18 protein-coding genes are annotated in these 15,998 nt (G+C 68.2%); 7 read left to right on the top strand and 11 right to left on the bottom strand.

The genetic code is table 11. From position 1 onward, the window contains the following. Window positions 1-266: 266 nt before the first annotated feature. Both nshR and ACFOY2_RS22975 read right to left on the bottom strand, forming a co-directional pair. Window positions 267-1,076 carry an NshR/TsnR family 23S rRNA methyltransferase gene (gene nshR, locus ACFOY2_RS22970; protein ID WP_379530132.1) on the bottom strand — a complete coding sequence of 270 codons (810 nt, stop codon included), beginning with the start codon at window positions 1,074-1,076 and terminating at the stop codon, window positions 267-269. A 9-nt stretch (window positions 1,077-1,085) separates the two neighbouring features. Continuing rightward, window positions 1,086-1,829 (bottom strand): HpcH/HpaI aldolase family protein, encoded by a 744-nt coding sequence (locus tag ACFOY2_RS22975; RefSeq protein WP_379530133.1) that lies wholly within the window; start codon window positions 1,827-1,829, stop codon window positions 1,086-1,088. Between the two features lie 58 nt (window positions 1,830-1,887). Between ACFOY2_RS22975 and ACFOY2_RS22980 the strand changes: the two genes are divergently transcribed. Beyond that, complete coding sequence (locus ACFOY2_RS22980) at window positions 1,888-2,568, top strand: GntR family transcriptional regulator (RefSeq protein WP_379530134.1); 681 nt, start codon at window positions 1,888-1,890, stop codon at window positions 2,566-2,568. On the opposite strand, the gene ACFOY2_RS22985 is transcribed toward ACFOY2_RS22980, so the two are convergent. The 7 genes from ACFOY2_RS22985 to ACFOY2_RS23015 form a co-directional block, all read right to left on the bottom strand. Then, window positions 2,569-4,236, bottom strand: a complete 1,668-nt coding sequence (locus tag ACFOY2_RS22985) for an ABC transporter ATP-binding protein (protein WP_379530135.1) — start codon at window positions 4,234-4,236, stop codon at window positions 2,569-2,571. Between the two features lie 25 nt (window positions 4,237-4,261). Continuing rightward, window positions 4,262-5,059 carry a creatininase family protein gene (locus ACFOY2_RS22990; RefSeq protein WP_379530136.1) on the bottom strand — a complete coding sequence of 266 codons (798 nt, stop codon included), beginning with the start codon at window positions 5,057-5,059 and terminating at the stop codon, window positions 4,262-4,264. 13 nt (window positions 5,060-5,072) lie between these two features. Beyond that, a complete protein-coding gene (locus ACFOY2_RS22995; RefSeq protein ID WP_379530137.1) occupies window positions 5,073-5,942 on the bottom strand; it encodes an ABC transporter permease in 870 nt (289 codons plus the stop codon). 2 nt (window positions 5,943-5,944) lie between these two features. Next, window positions 5,945-6,889 carry an ABC transporter permease gene (locus tag ACFOY2_RS23000; protein ID WP_379530138.1) on the bottom strand — a complete coding sequence of 315 codons (945 nt, stop codon included), beginning with the start codon at window positions 6,887-6,889 and terminating at the stop codon, window positions 5,945-5,947. After that, entirely contained in the window at window positions 6,886-8,388 is a 1,503-nt protein-coding gene (locus tag ACFOY2_RS23005) for an ABC transporter substrate-binding protein (protein WP_379530139.1), read from the bottom strand. Before ACFOY2_RS23005 ends, ACFOY2_RS23000 begins: the two co-directional genes overlap by 4 nt. 300 nt (window positions 8,389-8,688) lie before the next feature. Beyond that, a complete protein-coding gene (locus tag ACFOY2_RS23010; protein WP_379530140.1) occupies window positions 8,689-9,084 on the bottom strand; it encodes a YciI family protein in 396 nt (131 codons plus the stop codon). A gap of 125 nt (window positions 9,085-9,209) precedes the next feature. Then, window positions 9,210-9,782 (bottom strand): TetR/AcrR family transcriptional regulator, encoded by a 573-nt coding sequence (locus ACFOY2_RS23015; RefSeq protein WP_379530141.1) that lies wholly within the window; start codon window positions 9,780-9,782, stop codon window positions 9,210-9,212. Window positions 9,783-9,850: 68 nt separating this feature from the next. On the opposite strand from ACFOY2_RS23015, the gene ACFOY2_RS23020 reads away from it, so the two are divergent. Beyond that, entirely contained in the window at window positions 9,851-10,537 is a 687-nt protein-coding gene (locus ACFOY2_RS23020) for an SDR family oxidoreductase (RefSeq protein WP_379530142.1), read from the top strand. A 46-nt stretch (window positions 10,538-10,583) separates the two neighbouring features. Here ACFOY2_RS23020 and ACFOY2_RS23025 read toward each other — a convergent pair whose 3' ends face one another. Together ACFOY2_RS23025 and ACFOY2_RS23030 are read right to left on the bottom strand one after the other, a co-directional pair. Next, window positions 10,584-11,207, bottom strand: coding sequence for a response regulator (locus tag ACFOY2_RS23025; protein ID WP_379530143.1), 624 nt, complete (start codon window positions 11,205-11,207; stop codon window positions 10,584-10,586). Beyond that, a complete protein-coding gene (locus ACFOY2_RS23030; RefSeq protein WP_379530144.1) occupies window positions 11,200-12,432 on the bottom strand; it encodes a sensor histidine kinase in 1,233 nt (410 codons plus the stop codon). Before ACFOY2_RS23030 ends, ACFOY2_RS23025 begins: the two co-directional genes overlap by 8 nt. A 149-nt stretch (window positions 12,433-12,581) precedes the next feature. Between ACFOY2_RS23030 and ACFOY2_RS23035 the strand changes: the two genes are divergently transcribed. From ACFOY2_RS23035 to ACFOY2_RS23055, 5 genes are all read left to right on the top strand, one after another. Continuing rightward, the gene (locus ACFOY2_RS23035; RefSeq protein ID WP_379530145.1) at window positions 12,582-13,109 is read left to right on the top strand and encodes a hypothetical protein; all 528 of its coding nucleotides are present in this window, start codon (window positions 12,582-12,584) and stop codon (window positions 13,107-13,109) included. 8 nt (window positions 13,110-13,117) lie between these two features. After that, window positions 13,118-13,597 carry a PH domain-containing protein gene (locus ACFOY2_RS23040; protein ID WP_379530255.1) on the top strand — a complete coding sequence of 160 codons (480 nt, stop codon included), beginning with the start codon at window positions 13,118-13,120 and terminating at the stop codon, window positions 13,595-13,597. After that, window positions 13,594-15,090, top strand: a complete 1,497-nt coding sequence (locus tag ACFOY2_RS23045) for a PH domain-containing protein (RefSeq protein ID WP_379530146.1) — start codon at window positions 13,594-13,596, stop codon at window positions 15,088-15,090. Before ACFOY2_RS23040 ends, ACFOY2_RS23045 begins: the two co-directional genes overlap by 4 nt. 144 nt (window positions 15,091-15,234) lie before the next feature. Beyond that, complete coding sequence (locus ACFOY2_RS23050; RefSeq protein ID WP_379530147.1) at window positions 15,235-15,612, top strand: hypothetical protein; 378 nt, start codon at window positions 15,235-15,237, stop codon at window positions 15,610-15,612. Window positions 15,613-15,638: 26 nt separating this feature from the next. Beyond that, window positions 15,639-15,962 (top strand): hypothetical protein, encoded by a 324-nt coding sequence (locus tag ACFOY2_RS23055; protein ID WP_379530148.1) that lies wholly within the window; start codon window positions 15,639-15,641, stop codon window positions 15,960-15,962. Window positions 15,963-15,998: the final 36 nt, after the last annotated feature.

The following is a 15,998-nucleotide window of genomic DNA, read 5'->3' on the forward strand; positions in this document are numbered from 1 at the left end:
TATGTTAAATAGATGGTGAACGTAGAATGTTTGCCCGACTTGGAGCAGTCTTTCCCGGTGCCAGAACCGGTGCGGGGCAGGCGACCTGGCCCTCCAGGCTCGGCTGTCGCCGGCACGCCGCCTCCGGGGCGCGCACGTGCTGAAGCCCCGTCAAGGGCTTGGATCGGGTGTTTGCAGCCCGCGTCGAGGGCCTGACCCAGACGAGCCGGCACGGCATCACGCGGGCCGGCCTCGCGTCTCCCCCTGGAGCCGGGGGCGCGAGCAATTCACCGCTTGACTGCGAAGTTTCTGCGAATTCGCGCATGCAGCGCGATGCCTACGGAAACCGAGACATTAAGGGATTCGGTTGAGCTGATCATCGGAATGGAAACCGAGGTCGAGGACGCCTCCCTGAACAGGTCGGAAGGGCCGCCTTTTTCGCTGCCGAACAGCAGGGCCAACTGGTCGTCGTTGTCGCCGAGGTCTTTGACTTCGAGTTCGCCGTCGGCTTCGAGCACCATCAGCGGCATGCCGCGGTCGCGAATGAAGGCCATTGCGTTCTCGCGGCTGGACAGGACGATGGGAAGTGAGAAGACATAGCCTCGGCTGGCTCTCAGCAAACGCCGGTCGGCGATGCTGGTGAGGTCGCTGTCGACGAGGATGATTCCCGAAGCTCCGAGGGCGAGCGAGGTCCGCACGATCGCGCCGATGTTGCCGACGATCTTCACTCCGTCAAGAATGACGACGTCACCGCCCCCGTCCGCGATGTCGCCGAACTTGGCCGGGCGGGGGACGCGCGCGATGCCGAACGTCTTGGCCTTCCGCTCTCCCTTGAACAACTGGTTGACGATCGACGAGTCCATGAGACGGACCGGTATGTCGCGGCTCCTGCACAACGCGAGCAGTTCATCAGAGATTGGACTTTCCGAACTACTGTATATCTCGACGAAATCCACCCCGACCCTGATGCACTGCGTGAGAGGCTCGACGTCCTCAATCAGTACGGTCTTTATGCTGGACCTCGAACTCCTGGTGACATCGATAATTCTTTGCACCGCAGGATCAGAGATATTTACGATAGTGTCCAACTCTGTCATGGGTCGATTCTAGCGGCCGAGTTCGCGGGTCTGGTCGAGCGCGGCCTTGAAACCGGCCATGATGGCACCGTGCTCCATGGTCAGGACGAGTTGGTCGGCGCCGTTCTCCAGCGCGAACGCCTTCTCCTGCGGCGACCACGCGGGCAGCACCCAGGGCTTGCCCGCGGCGCGGGCCGCGTCCGCCACGATCCTGAGGTCGGCGAAGTCCTCCGCCGAGCGCGTGTAGGCGCCCCGGCCGCGGCGGATGGACAGGTCGCTGGGGCCGATGAAGACGCCGTCGACCGTGGGCAGGGCGAGGATGTCGTCGATCTGCTCGATGGCCCCGGCGTCCTCGATCATGGGGTAGACGCGGGTTTCGCGATCCTGGCGGGCGACCCACTCGTCGTCGAATCCGCCGTACCGTGCCGTCCGTCCGCCCGCGAAGCTCCTGTCGCCCAGCGGGGGGAACTTTCCGAAGGCGCAGATGGCGGCGGCGTGCGCGGCGCTCTCGATGTGGGGCACGACGACGGCGGTGGCGCCGAAGTCGAGGGCCTGCTGGATCGGGCCCCGCTCGGGCCCGAGCACCTTGGCCAGCACCTCCAGGCCGAGGCCGCGCAGGAACGGGATGAAGCGCTCAAGGTCGGCCAGGTCGAACGAGCCGTGTTCGATGTCGAGGACCACCGCGCCGTAGCCGAGGTCGGCCACGATCTCGGCGGTGGCGAAACTCGGACCGGACAACCAGGCTGCGTACCGACGGTCTCGCTTGTCCTGCAAGGGATACTCCTTCTAGGTATTAGTATACACTGTGTATACATACGATGTGAGGGGTGGCATGAGCTGGGAACCGGACACCTCGCCGGCGGCGACCGCCGGAGAGCGTGCCTATCGCTGGACGCGGGAGGCGATTCTCGGCGGCCGGTTTCCCGAGGGATCCTTCCTGGAGGAGAAGCTGGTCTGCGACGAGGCCGGCGTGTCGCGCACTCCCGTCCGCGAGGCGTTCCAGCGTCTGGCGGCGGAGAAGTACATCGACCTGCTGCCCAGGCGCGGCGCCCAGGTGCGCGGCGTGACGGCGGCCGAGTTGTTCGAGACGTACGAGATGCGGCAGGTTCTCGAAATCCACGGCTTCGGCATCCTGTGCGATAAGAAGACCGACATCCCGCAGGAGCTGTCCGCGCATCTGGACCTCATGGAGGCCCCTGACATGGTGGCGCGGTGCAGAGCGGGCGACCGCGACGCGATCGCCGAGCACGCCAAGATGGACTTCTTCTTCCACTTCGCGTTCATCAGGGCGACGGGCAACACCGTCCTGATCGACCTGTTCAGCAGCCTCCAGCCGCGGCACCAGCGGATCGGGGTCAGCGCCGTGGCGGCGCGCCCCGACCGGCTGGCGGTCATCAACCCCGAACACCGCGCCCTGCTCGCCGCCTTGACCATGCACGACTTCGACACCGCCGAGCGCACCCTGCGCAACCATCTGCGGCCCGACCAGCGGGTGATCTCCCACCTGAGGTGATCACCTGGAGATCGCCCGCCACAGCTCGCGGCGCTCGGCCTGCTCAACGGGGTCGGGCACCGGCGCCGCCGCGACCAGCCTCCTGGTGTAGTCGGTCTGGGGGTCGTTCAGCACCTCGCGGGCCGGGCCGTGTTCGACCATCCGCCCGTGCTGCAGGACGGCGACGTCGTGCGAGAGCAGCTCGACCACGCCCAGGTCGTGGCTGATGAACAGACAGGAGAAACCGAGCCTGTCCTGCAGCTCCTGGAACAGCCGCAGCACGGTGGCCTGCACGGAGACGTCCAGCGCCGAGGTGGGCTCGTCGGCGATGAGCAGCTCGGGCTCCAGCGCCAGCGCGCGGGCGATCCCGACGCGCTGCCGCTGACCGCCCGACAACTCGTGCGGGAACCTGTCGGCCCAGTTCCCTGGCAGCTCGACCTGCTCAAGCAGCTCCAGCACCCGCTTGCGGACGACGGCGCGTTCCGCGTACCGGTTGATGATCATCGGGGCGGCGATCGAGTCGCCGATGGACCGGCGCGGGTCGAGCGAGGAGCCCGGGTCCTGGAAGACCATCGAGTACTTCCTGCGGAACCCGCGCAGCTCTTTGGCGCCCAGCCCGGTCACCTCACGTCCGCAGATCTCGATCGTGCCGGACGTGGCGCGCACCAGCCCGACGATGGCCCTGCCGATCGTGGACTTGCCCGAGCCCGACTCGCCCACCAGGCCGAGGACCTTGCCCTTGCCGATGTCGAAGCTGATGTCGTGCACGGCTTTGAACCCTTTGCGGCCGAGCCGTCCCGGGTACTCGACCTGGAGGCCGGTGACCCGGAGCGTGGGTTCCTGCGTCGTGTCGGCGGCCGTGCCGGACGGCGCCGGTTCGGCCTGCCCGCGACGGGGCACCGCGGACAGCAGCTTGCGGGTGTACTCGTGCTGCGGGTCTGCGAACAGCCGGGCGACCGGGGCCTCCTCCACGACCTCGCCCTGCCGCATCACCACCACCCGGTCGGCCAGGTCGGCGACCACGCCCATGTCATGGGTGATGACCACGGCCGCCGAGCCGAGGTCCTTCTGCAGGCGGCGCAGCAGTTCCAGGATCTCCGCCTGCACCGTGACGTCGAGGGCCGTGGTCGGCTCGTCGGCGATGATGATCTCAGGCGAGCCGGAGATCGCCATCGCGATCATCGCCCGCTGCCGCTGGCCGCCGGAGAGCTGGTGCGGGTAGCTGCCGATCCGCGACTCCGGATCGGGGATGCCGACCTTCTTCAGCAGCTCCAGCGTGCGCGCGCGGGCCTCGGCGGCCGGCACGCGCTCGTGGCACTGGATCGCCTCGATGATCTGCTCGCCGATGGTGTAGACCGGGTTCAGCGCGGTCATCGGCTCCTGGAAGATCATCGCGATCCGCTTACCGCGGATGGCGCGCAGGGCCTCCTCGCCGAGGCCGAGCAGCTCGGTGTCGCCGTACCGGATGCTGCCACGGCGGCGCGAGTTCTTCGCCAGCAGCCCGAGCACCGACATCGAGCTGACGGACTTGCCCGAGCCGGATTCCCCGACGAGCGCCACCACCTCACCCTTGGCGACCGTGAAACTGACGTCTTTCACGGCGGGGACCCACTCGCCCCCGATCTGGAAGTCCACCGAGAGCTGATCGACCGAGAGGATCGGCTCCGCGGGACTCGTGCCGGTTGTCATGCGTCTCCCCAATGCTGCCGCAGGGTCACTCAGCCGAGGTGTTCCTGTCGTATTCCTGTATGTAGGCGGAGCAGAATCCGATCACCCGCTCGATCCAGATCTCGCCCGTCTTCGCGCTGCCGAGGCTCACGTCGCCGGTGCAGCCGGTCGGGCTCACCTCGGAGAAGTCCCACAGCACGGTGCCGCGCACGTCGTGCCCGGGAATGGCGGCCTCCGTGTAGCTCGTCGGCGTCCAGCCGCTGCTCGACTCCAGGCCGCCCGGGGCGGCCAGATCGCTCTGCACCTGGTCGGGGAAGATCGCGAGCATCGCGGAGTGCTCGGGCTCCGCGCCGTGGCCGTACGCCTTGGCCGGGTCCTCGTACACATCCCGCATGAGGGCGTAGCCGAGCTGCCACGGATACAGGTGGCCGACGAGCACGCCCAGGTCACGGCGTGCCTGCAGGCCGGCGTCGATGACGGGCCCGACGTTGCCGCCGTTGTTGTTGACGATGATGACGCGCCGGAAGCCGGACTGCACCAGCGCCTCGATGATCTCGTACGTGACGGCGCGCAGCGTCGCCTGGCTCAGGGACAGGTTGCCGTTGAAGCCGCGGAAGACACCGGAGTGCCCGTAGTTGAGGGCGGGCGCGACATAGCACCCGTTCTCCTTGGCCAGCTTGTCGGCCACCCATTCCGCCACGATGGAGTCCTCGTGGATCGGCAGGTGCGGGCCGTGCTGCTCGACCGCGCCGATCGGCAACAGGATGATCGGGTCCCGTTCCGCCAGCTCCTTGACCTGGGTCCAGGACAGCTCGCCGAGCCTGTGGGTGGAAGGGAGGGTCATGAATGCGTTCCTTTCAGTTGGTGCCACGGCGGCGCGGGTCAAGCAGGTCGCGCATGCCGTCCCCGAACACGTTGAGCGCGAGGACGACGAGGATGATGAGCACGGACGGGTAGAGCAGCAGCGTCGGCTGGACCTCCAGGAAGTCGCGGCCCGCGCCGACCATCGTCCCGAGCGAGGGCAGCGGCGGCTGCGCGCCGAGACCGAGGAAGCTCAGCCCGGCCTCCATCTGGATGGCGAAGCTCACCGACAGGCTCAACTGGACGATGATGGGCGCCGCCACGTTCGGCAGGATCGTCCCGGCGAGGATTCCCGCGGGCCGCGCGCCCATGATCTTCGAGGCTTCGACGTACTCCAGGTTCCTGATGGCCAGCACCTGGGTGTAGACGATCCTGGTGAACCTCGGGATGTACAGGACGCCGATCACCAGGACGACGTTCACCAGGGCAGGGCCCATGATCGCCACGACGGCGATGGCCAGCACGATCGGCGGGAAGCTCAGCAGGACGTCGATGCCGCGCATGATGATCGTCGAGGCCCAGCGGCCGACGTACCCGGCCACGAGCCCGAGCGCGACCCCGATGACCGCCGCCACCAGCACCGCCGACAGCGCCACCCCGAGCGAGACCTGCAGCCCGACCAGCAGGCGCGACAGGACGTCGCGCCCGAAGTCGTCGATGCCGAGCGTCGAGGCCGAGGTCAGCGGCTTGCCGACGATGTCGCGATAGTCGTGGGGCGCGATGAGCCTGGCGAACACGGTGACGAGCGCGACCAGCAGCAGGAAGGCGCCCGCGATGGACGTCCTGCGGTTGGCCAGCATGCGCCGCAGGAAGGTCCTCTTGTCGGTGCTCTTGATCGCAGGCGCGTCTGACAACACGGTGGCCATGATCAGTTGTCCTCCGCCCGGGGGTCGAGTGCCCTGACGACCAGGTCTCCGACCAGGTTGACCAGGATGACGATGGTGGCCGCGGCGAGGACGACGGCCTGGATGACGGGATAGTCACGCTGTCCCACGGCGTTCATGAGCAGGGAGCTCATCCCCGGCCACCCGAAGATGGTCTCGACCAGGACCGTACTCCCGATCAGCGTCGTCAGTTCGACCGTCGTCGCGGAGACGACGGCGAGCAGCGCCGTGCGCAGCGCGTGCCGGTTGATGACGCGCTTTTCGACCAGGCCCTTCGCCCGTGCCGTGCGGACGTAGTCGGCGTTGAGCGTTTCCAGCATCGACGCCCTGGTCATCCTCGTCACCACCGCGCACGAGGCCGCCGTCAACGTGGCCACGGGCAGGATGAGGATCTGCAGGTGGGCGAGCGGATCCTCGAACGGCGAGGCGAACCGGCGCGGCGGCAGGATCGGGATGACGAACGCGAACACCAGCAGCAGCAGGGTGCCGATCACGAACACGGGCAGGGAGATCCCGAAGATCGACCCGGCGACCAGCGCGTGGTCCGCCGGCTTGTCGGCGCGCGTGGCGGCGATCCTGCCCAGGACGATGCCGACCACCAGCGAGATCGCCAGCGCGATGAGCACGAGCTCCAGCGAGTTGCCGATCCGGGACGGCAGGTCCTGCATGACCGGGCGGCCGCTGATCAGCGAGGTGCCGAGGTCGCCCTGGAACAACCGGGTCCAGAACCCGATGAACTGGCTGAAGAACGGCTCTTCGAGGTGCATCGCGGCCCGGGTGGCGGCGATCTGCTCGTCGGTGGCCGCGTCGCCGAGCACCGCCCTGGCCGGATCGCCGGGGATGAGCCGGACCAGGAAGAACACGATGGTTCCGACGAGGAGCAGTTGCAGGATCGCCTGGGCGAACCGCTTGGCCAGGAAACGCCTCACGTCGTCTTCTCCATCCAGGTCCGGCGCAGGGCTGTGGCGGTCCAGGCGCCCTTCGGGGGGTGCTCGTAGCCCTTGACGTGGTTGTAGTGGGCCTCGCCCTGTTCGCGGCGGATGGTGTAGGTCATCGGGACCAGCTCCAGGGCCCGTTTCTCGACGTCGAGGTAGATCTCGTTACGCAGGCTCTGGTCGGAGCTCCTGCGTGCCTGGGTCAGCAGCTCGTCGATCTTGTCGTCGGCGAAGTCGAGGTTCTTGGCGAAGGTGCCGGTGCTGCTGATGAAGTCGCCGAGCGAGGCGGGATCGCCGAACTTGGGCGCCGTCCCCCAGGAGTGGACGGGGAAGACCTTGGTCGACACGCTGGAGCGGAAGGTCAGCCACTCCTGCTGGGTGAGGTTCACGTTGATGCCGGCCGCGCGCAGGCCGGGCAGCATCGCCTGCGCGGGCCTGGCGATGACCGAGTACGAGCTGGTGGTCACCACCGGCAGCGTCAGGCCCTCCTGCCCGGCCTGTTTGAGCAGGAATCTGGCCTGTTCCGGGTCGTAGGGCATGGAGCCGGCGAGCTGGGGCGCGTACGGGGCGAACGTCTCCGACATCATCGCGCCGTCCATCGGGCTGCCGTGCCCGAGCAACGCGGTGTCCAGGACCGACTGCCGGTTGATCGACATCGCGATGGCCTTGCGGACGCGTACGTCGTCGAAGGGACGCCGGCTGGTCACGAAGCCGACGAAGCCGAACCCGAAGGTCTTGTCGGAGACGAACCGCAACCTCGGGTTCTCGGAGATGACGCCGACGTGGGTGGCGGGGACGTAGTCGATCATGTCCACGGTCGCCGTGCGCAGCGCCGTCACGCGGGCGTAGTCGTCGCCCATCGGCTGGAAGACGATCCCGTTCAGGTACGGCAGGCCGGACTCGAAGTAGTTCTCGAACCGGACGAACGTGGTGCTCACCCCAGGGATGCGCTCCACGAACTTGAACGGGCCCGTCCCCATGACCTGCGTCTTGGTGTTGGCCCCCGACTCGATCCACTTCCTGGAGACGATGTTGGTGGTGGGCGCGGCCAGGGCGAAGGGGAAGGCCACGTCGGGCTGCTTGAACCTGAACACCACGGTGGTGGCGTCGGGCGCCTCGACGGAGGCCACCTGGTCGAGCAGCGGCGCCGACGCCGCCGCGGTCGCCTTGTCCATCATGCGGCGGAAGGAGAAGACCACGTCGTCGGCCGTCATCGTGGACCCGTCGTGGAAGCTGACCCCCGAGCGCAGCTTGACCCGGTACGTCAGCTCGTCGGCCCAGCCGAACTCGGTCGCGAGGTCGCCGATGATCTCTCCGGCTCCGTCGTACTGGACCAGCCCGTTGTAGGCGAGCTGGCGCAGATAGTCGGAGGCGCTGCCGCTGGTCAGGTGCGGGTCCAGGTTGGCCGGGTCAGTGGACAGGCCGAAATACAGGACGCCACCACGGTTCGGGCCACCGCCGCCCGGGCGGATGGCCTGCATCGATTCGGGCAAGGTCGCTGGGCTGCCACAGGCCGTCAGGGCCGAGGCCCCCAGCGTGGCTACGCTTCCGGCGAGAAAACCTCGCCTGCTGATCACTGCCATGACATCTCCGCCTCGTCAGGGCCTGGCACTGAGACTTCGCATCGGGGATCCATCAGGTATGGCGCATGTATACATGGGGTTCACACCAGGGGTCAACGGTTGCGGCCCAGCCGAATTTAAGATATACGCCCGACAAAAATGCGGTGGTTCGTCATGTGGTCGTTTCCGCCTCGTGCGCCGAACGCGGTGTCCGGCCGGATGTGGTGACGGTCAGGCCGGTGGGGCGAAGTCCTCGGGACCGAACAGGCGCAGCACGTCGGTCTCGCCCTCCCAGCCCGGCCACAGGTCGCGGTGCAGTTTGACGAAGCGGGAGGCCCACTCGATGGCCTCCTCCTTGGTCCTGACCTCATACAGTGCGTAGCTGATCAGTTCCTTGGCCTCGGAGAACGGGCCGTCGCTGACGGTCAGCCCGCCGCCGCTCACCTCGATCCGCGCGCCCTCGGAACTGGGGGCCAGGCCGCTGTTGTCGAGCAGTGCCCCGGCCTCCGTGGCCTCCTGGCCCAGCTTGAAGATGGCCTCCATGAGGTCGGCCGGCGGCGGGCCGTCAGGCTGGGCGGTGACCTTGAGCGTGACCAGATAGCGCATCGTGACAATGCCTTTCTTCACCGGCGGAACGTGCGACGGCACAGATTCAGCGACAGTAGCGACAGCAAGCTCCAAATCGCCACGATCCCGGCGACGAACGTCAGGTCGGTCCGCTCGCGATGGCGCCGAACAAACCGAGGAAGAAGCTAACGGGCCGCCCGGACGAGGAGTGTCGCGAGCCGGTTCCCGGCTGGTTCGTCCAGGGGGGCGTGATCGAGCAGCAGGCGGTACCACAGTACGCCGTAGACCACGTCCATGAGCAGTTCGATGTCCGCGTCGGCGGCGATCTCGCCGCGGGCCGCCGCCCGGTCCAGGATGACCCGCAGGGCGGCGCGCCGCTTGAACAGGAACTTCTCCTTGAACTCCGTCGCGAAGACCGGGTCGAGCAGTGCGTGCGCCATGAGGCCGATCAGGGTGGGACGCTGCCCGCGCTGGCGGAACGTGGCGGTCAGGAATGCCAGCAGGTCGTCGGAGAGCGAGCCTTCGTCCGGGATCGCGATGGTCGTGTCGGCCCGTTCGAGCAGGGCTTCGAGGACGACGTCGGCCTTGGACGGCCACCAGCGGTAGATGGTCTGCTTGCCGCATCCGGCGCGGCGCGCGATGCCGTCGATCGTCAGGGCGGCATAGCCGCGTTCGTCCAGTTCCTCCAGGGCCGCGACGAGGATCGCCTTGCGTGTGGCCTCGCTGCGGGGCCGTCCCAGCCGCCGGTCGTCCGTCATGTAAGCCACTTTACAAGACTCGACGTCTCGGATAAAAACGAGACCAAACGTCTAGAAAGAGGATGGACATGCGTGTTGTGATCATGGGTGGCACGTCCGGCATCGGCCTGGCCACCGCGCGCCTGCTGACCGACGAGGGCGCCGAGGTGATCGTCACCGGACGCGACCCGGAGAAGCTGGCTGCGGCCAAGAGCGGCGTGGCGGCGGCCGAGCAGGTGGACGCCACCTCGCAGGAGGAGGTGGCCGCCTTCTTCGGCCGGATCGGCGAGTTCGACCACCTGGTGCTCGCCTTCAGCCCCGGCGCCGTCGGCATCGGGCCGCTCGCGGACACCGATCTGGCCGACGTGCGTGCGGCGTTCGACGGCAAGCTGTTCCCGTACCTGTTCGCCGTTCAGCGCGCCGGCGTGACCGGCTCCGTCACCATGGTCTCCGCGTCGAGCGCGCGCGCCGGTCTCCCGGGAACGTTCACCTTGGCCGCCGTGAACGGGGCGATCGAGCGGATCGTGTCGCCGCTGGCCGCCGAACTCGCCCCCGTGCGGGTCAACGCCGTCTCGCCCGGCGTGGTGGACACGGCCTGGTGGTCGTTCCTGCCGGAGGAGCAGCGGCAGGCCCAGTTCGCCTCGCTCTCGGGGATGATCCCGGCCGGTCGCGTCGGACGCGGGCAGGACGTGGCCCAGGCCATCTCGTACCTGATCGGGGCCTCGTACGTCACCGGCTCGATCCTGCCGGTGGACGGCGGGTTCACCGTCGCCTGACAGACGCCCGGCCACCCACCCACGGTGGCCGGGCCATCAGCCCACGTCAGGACAGCAGGCCGCGTTCGATCGCCGTCATCACCGCCGCCGTGCGATCCGAGACACCGAGTTTCTTGAAGGAGCGGAGCAGATAGGTCTTGACGGTGGCCTCGCTGATGAACAGCCGGCTGCCGATCTCCGCATTGGTCAGCCCCCGGCTGACCAGGCGGAGCACCTCGCACTCGCGCTCGGACAGAGCCGGCTGCCCGGAACCCCTGGCGCGGAAGAGTTTGCCGGCCAGGGACGGGGTGAGCACGGTCTCCCCTCGGGCGGCGCTCCTGACCGCGCCGATCAACTCCTGCCGCGAACTGCCTTTCAGCAGGTAGCCGGCCGCGCCCGCCTCCACCGCGCGCAGGATGTCGGTGTCGTCCTCGTACGTGGTCACGATGATGACTTTGCTGCCCGGCAGCCGGCGCAGGATGTGTTCGGTGGCCGTGACGCCGTCCATGCCGCCCATGCGCAGGTCGAGCAGGATGATGTCCGGCCGCAGCGCCCCCGCCTGGACGACCGCCTCCTCCCCCGAGCCGGCCTCCCCGACGACGGTGATGTCGTCGGCCGACTCCAGCATGGCGATGAGGCCCTCACGGACGACCGGGTGGTCGTCGGCCAGCAGCACCTTGATCTCAGCCACCCGCCGCCTCCTTGCTCGCGACCGCCACGGGAACGTGCACCTCGACGACGGTGCCCTGGCCCGGGCGGCTGTCGACGGTCACGGTCCCGTTGATCTCCGCCACCCGGGCGCGCATGCCACGTAATCCGTACCCTTTGTGCGTGTCGTCGGGCGTGAACCCCTCGCCGTCGTCACGGATCAGCAGGCGCACGGTCTCCTCCTCGAAGGTCACCTCCACGTCCACCGTTCGAGCCCGCGCGGCGTGCTTGCGCACGTTGGCGATCGCCTCCTGCACCGACCGCAGCAGGACGACGTTGACGGGCATCGGCAGGGGTTCCTCTTCGCCGTGAATCGAGGTCCGCACGTCCAGCCCCGTCTCGGCGACCAGGCCGTCGGCCTGCCTGCGGACGGCCTGAATCAGAGAGCCCTCGCGCAGGGTGGGCGGGGCCAGGGCCGCGACGAAGCCACGGGCCTCGGCCAGAGACTCCCTGGCCACCTGCCCGGCTCGCGCCAGATGTTTGGTCGCCTGGTCCGGCGCGTCGCGCACGTTCGACTCCGCCGCCTGGACCAGGCTGATGATGCTGGTCAGGCTCTGGGCGAGGGTGTCGTGGATCTCCTGGGAGAGCCGTTCCCGCTCGGCCGAGATGCCCGCCTCGTGGGAGAGCCTGGCCACGCGTTCCCTGCTGCGCCGCAGCTCCTCGATGAGCTCGCCGCGCTCCTTGCTCTGGCGGGTCACCCGTTTGATCCACAGTCCGAGCAGGATCGTCAGCGCGAAGCTCAGCAACGAGATGGGCACCGCGCCCCAGCCGCCGCTCCCGAACTCCTCGCTCCTGACCCACACCACCACCAGCGGGAACAGGTGGACCAGCGCCAGCAGGACGACCGCCCGCGTCAGCGGCAGGCTCATGATCAGCATGGGGGCCACGGCGAACAACGCGAAGGCGCCGATGAGGCCGAACGCCGTGGTGAGGCAGAACAGCAGCACCAGCCCGAGCGCGAAGACCACATTCCTCGGCCCGTACAGGTGGTTGATCATCAAGCGGCGGCCGAGCCCGGCGTACCACGGCACGATCAGCGTCAGCGCGCCGATCGCGATGGAGTGGGAGATCTGGGAGTCGTCGGAGATGAACAGCAGCACCGATGTGAGCAGGTAGGAGACGGCGAAGAAGCCGTCCCACAGGCCGAACCAGCCGGTACGCGGCTCGGCTCCGGCCTGCCCCTCGTCTGCCTGAGGTCGTTCTCGCACGCCAACAGTCGTACCACCCTCGCACACCGTGTCCACTGATCGGTTGACAACCAGGACCAGCCATTCGGTCGTCTCGCCACGCGCGCCGTTTCCCTAGCGTTTCAAGCAGCAAGAAAAACGCGCGAAAAACGATGTGGAGAATCCCCCGAATGAGTCAGTTCGTTGCTGCCCTCATCGCGAGCGGAACCATTCTGCTCGTCATTCTGGCAACCGATCTCGGACACCGCCGCGTCACCACGATGCGCATGTTGCGGTCGGTGTTCGCCGTGGCCGTCGTCATCGCAATCTTCGTCCATTCCCTGCCGACGCAGGGAAATGACCTGTCGTTGCAACTCGTGGGAATCGGCACCGGGTTGATCTGCGGGCTGATCGCCGGTGCGTTGCTGCCCGCCCAGCGTCGTGAGTCGGGTGAGATCTTCACGACCGGCGGGATCGGCTACGCGCTGGTGTGGATCGTGGTGTCGGCCGGACGTGTCGTGTTCGCGTACGGCGCCGAGCACTGGTTCACCGAAGACCTGGTCCGTTTCTCCATCGACTACAAGATCAGCGGGCCGGACACCTACGCCAACACCTTCGTCTTCATGGCGCTGGCCATGGTTCTGACCCGGACCACCGTGCTCATGTCCAAGATGCGCAAGCTCACGTCGGCGGCCGGCAGGACCGAGGTGGCCCGGTGAACAACACGATGAGGCTTCGGCCGCCCCGCAATCGTGTCGGCAACCGCGCGATCGGCTGGTGGACCGCGCAGTCCGCGGTGTTCGCCCTCCCCCTGCCCCTCACCTTCGCGATCCTGTGGGCCTCGATCCCGCCCACCCGTGAGCTGTTCATGTGGTTCACCCTGATCTCTCTCGTCCCCGGCCTGCTCTACATGGCCGTCATGCCGTCCTGGCGCTACCGGGTGCACCGCTGGGAGGTCACCGACGAGGCGGTCTACGCGGCCTCCGGCTGGCTCTGGCAGCAGTGGCGGGTCGTTCCGCTCTCGCGCGTCCAGACCGTCGACACGCTGCGCGGCCCGTTGCAGCAGATGTTCGGGCTCTCCGGCATCACCGTCACCACCGCCTCCTCCTCCGCGGTCCACATCAAAGGGCTCGACCACAAGGTCGGCGACGAGTTGGTGGCGTACCTGACGCATCGCACCCAGGCCGTACCGGGGGACGCCGCATGACGTCCCGAAGCACCGCGGGGCGGCTGAGCGGCCGGCTCGTCATCGTCAACCTGGGCGTGCTGGCCGCCCCGCTGGCCATGTTCCTGGTCAGCCTGCTCGTCACCGGTGGCGAGACGAACCTCCAGGTTCTCATCACCCTCGCTTCGCTGTTCTTCACCTGCCTGGTCGTCGGCGGCCTCGGGGTGTCGCGGTTCGTGACCACCCGCTACCGCATCACGGACGGCCGGTTCGAGCTCAGCTCGGGCCTGCTCTTCCGCAGCCGGCACTCGGTGCCGATCGCCCGCGTCCGCAGCGTCGACCTGACCGCCAATCCGCTGCATCGCGTCTTCGGGCTCACCACGCTCAGGATCGACACGGGTGGACAGGGCGGCTCCGCCGTCCGTGGGCTCCGGCTGGACGGCATCACCACGGCGGACGCCGCCGAGTTGCGCCGCCGGATCATCGAAGCGCGCGGGACGTCTCCCGCCGTACCGGACAGCGACGGCCTCATCAGCGCGCTCGACCGCTCCTGGTTGCGGTACGCCCCGCTCACCGTCTGGGGAGTCGGCGGCGTTCTGGCCGCGGCGGGCACCGTCTACCGTGTGCTGCGCGAGATGAAGATCGACCCTCTCGAACTCGGCGTCGTCAAGGACCTGATCCACCGCTTCGGTTCCGTCCCGCTCTGGTACGGCGTTCTGCTGGCCGTGCTCTCCCTCGTCGCCCTCGGTGTGGTCTGCTCGACGGCCGCCTTCATCGAGAGCTGGAGTGGATACGAGTTGCGTCGCGGGGAGGGCGGGGTCCTGCGGATCCGCCGCGGCCTGCTGGCCACCCGCTCGGTGAGCATGGAGGAGAGCCGGCTGCGCGGCGTCGAACTGGTCGAGCCGATCCCGCTGCGCTGGGCCAGGGGCGCCAGGCTGAACGCCGTCACCAGCGGTCTGGGCGATCGTGAGGAGAACCGCAGGCGTCGCGCCCTGACCCCGCCGGTCCCGCGTTCAGAAGCCCTGATGGTCGCCGCCGACGTGCTGCAGGAGGGGGAACTGCTCGCCGGGGACGGTCTGGCGTCGCATCCCCGTGCCGCCCTGCGCAGGAGGGTCAGCCGGGCGCTGACGGCGGCGGTCCTGATCGCCGCCGTCCCCGCCGCCCTCGGACTGTGGCTCGGCCCCGCGCTCGTCACCACCGGCTGGGTCACCGGCCTGGTGCTCGTGCCGATCCTCACGGCCTTCGCGTACGGGGCCTACCGCGCGCTCGGTCACGGAATGCGCGGCCGCTATCTCACCGCCACGTACGGGGCCTTCGCCCGCCGCACTGTCGTCCTGCGGCGGGATGGGATCATCGGCTGGACCATCACCCGCTCGCCGTTCCAGCGCCGCGCCGGCCTGCTCACCCTCGGAGCCACCACGTCCGCGGGAGACGGCGTCTACAGGGTCCGCGACGTGTCCGTCGCCCAGGGGCTGACGCTGGCCGAGACCGCGGTCCCCCGGCTGCTCGCGCCGTTCGTCGAGTGGGAGCGGTAAAGATTCGAACCGCGTCGCATCAATGGCCTTTTCCGAAGCCGTTGAATGCCCTATGAATGCCCGGTTGCCGACCTGTTTTCGGACTGAATGCGATTGCCATACTCAGGCTGTTCGGCAAACGGTTTTCAGAAAGGAGACCGCCGTATGCGACTCCTACGCAGGTTGGTGACGACCGCCGTGGCGGGCACCGCCGTCGTGGCCACTCTGGCCGCGCCGGCCCAGGCCGCCGGAGGGACGAAGTACTGCCCCTCGACCAGTGGCGGCGAGCCGTGGTGCACGATGGACCTCTACCCGACCCGCTTCCCCGGCGGAACGATCTCGATCGACGTCGACGTGAGCGGGACCACGCCCGTTCTCAGCCGCTGGAACCTCTACATCGACGGCGGCAAGGTCTGCTCGGCGGAATTCGTCCACAGTGACCCGCCTCGGTCGTGGGTGTGCAGGAACGTCCGGGCCGGTGTGCCCACGCTCGACGCGGGGCGGGCGATCGGCGGATGGGCGCGGCTGGGTCTTCGCTGGTGACTTCCCCATTCACGAAGGGTCTGACGATGATGAAACTGGCGACAAAGGTGGTGGCGCTGACGGGGGCCGCCATCATGCTCGGCGCCGCACCGCTCACCGCGGCTCAGGCGTCCACGGTGGCCGCCGCCGACTGCACCATCACCCCGCACACCGACTGGCGACCGGCCGAGGTGCATGTTCACTGCCGCACGACCGGACCGTTCAAGGCGATCGCCCTCTGCACCAGCAAGTGGTACAAGGACAAATGGTTCGAATCACCCTGGACCAGCGCGGGCTCCACCGCGCAGGTCGCATGCCCGCTCACCGACACCCTGACGGGCTGGGGCAAGCAGGGCGGCGGCAGCGCCTGAGGTGGGATGACGAGGACGAAGAGGGACGACTGAGGC

The sequence above is a fragment of the Nonomuraea purpurea genome, assembly GCF_042650645.1.
Classification (GTDB): Bacteria; Actinomycetota; Actinomycetes; order Streptosporangiales; family Streptosporangiaceae; genus Nonomuraea; species Nonomuraea purpurea.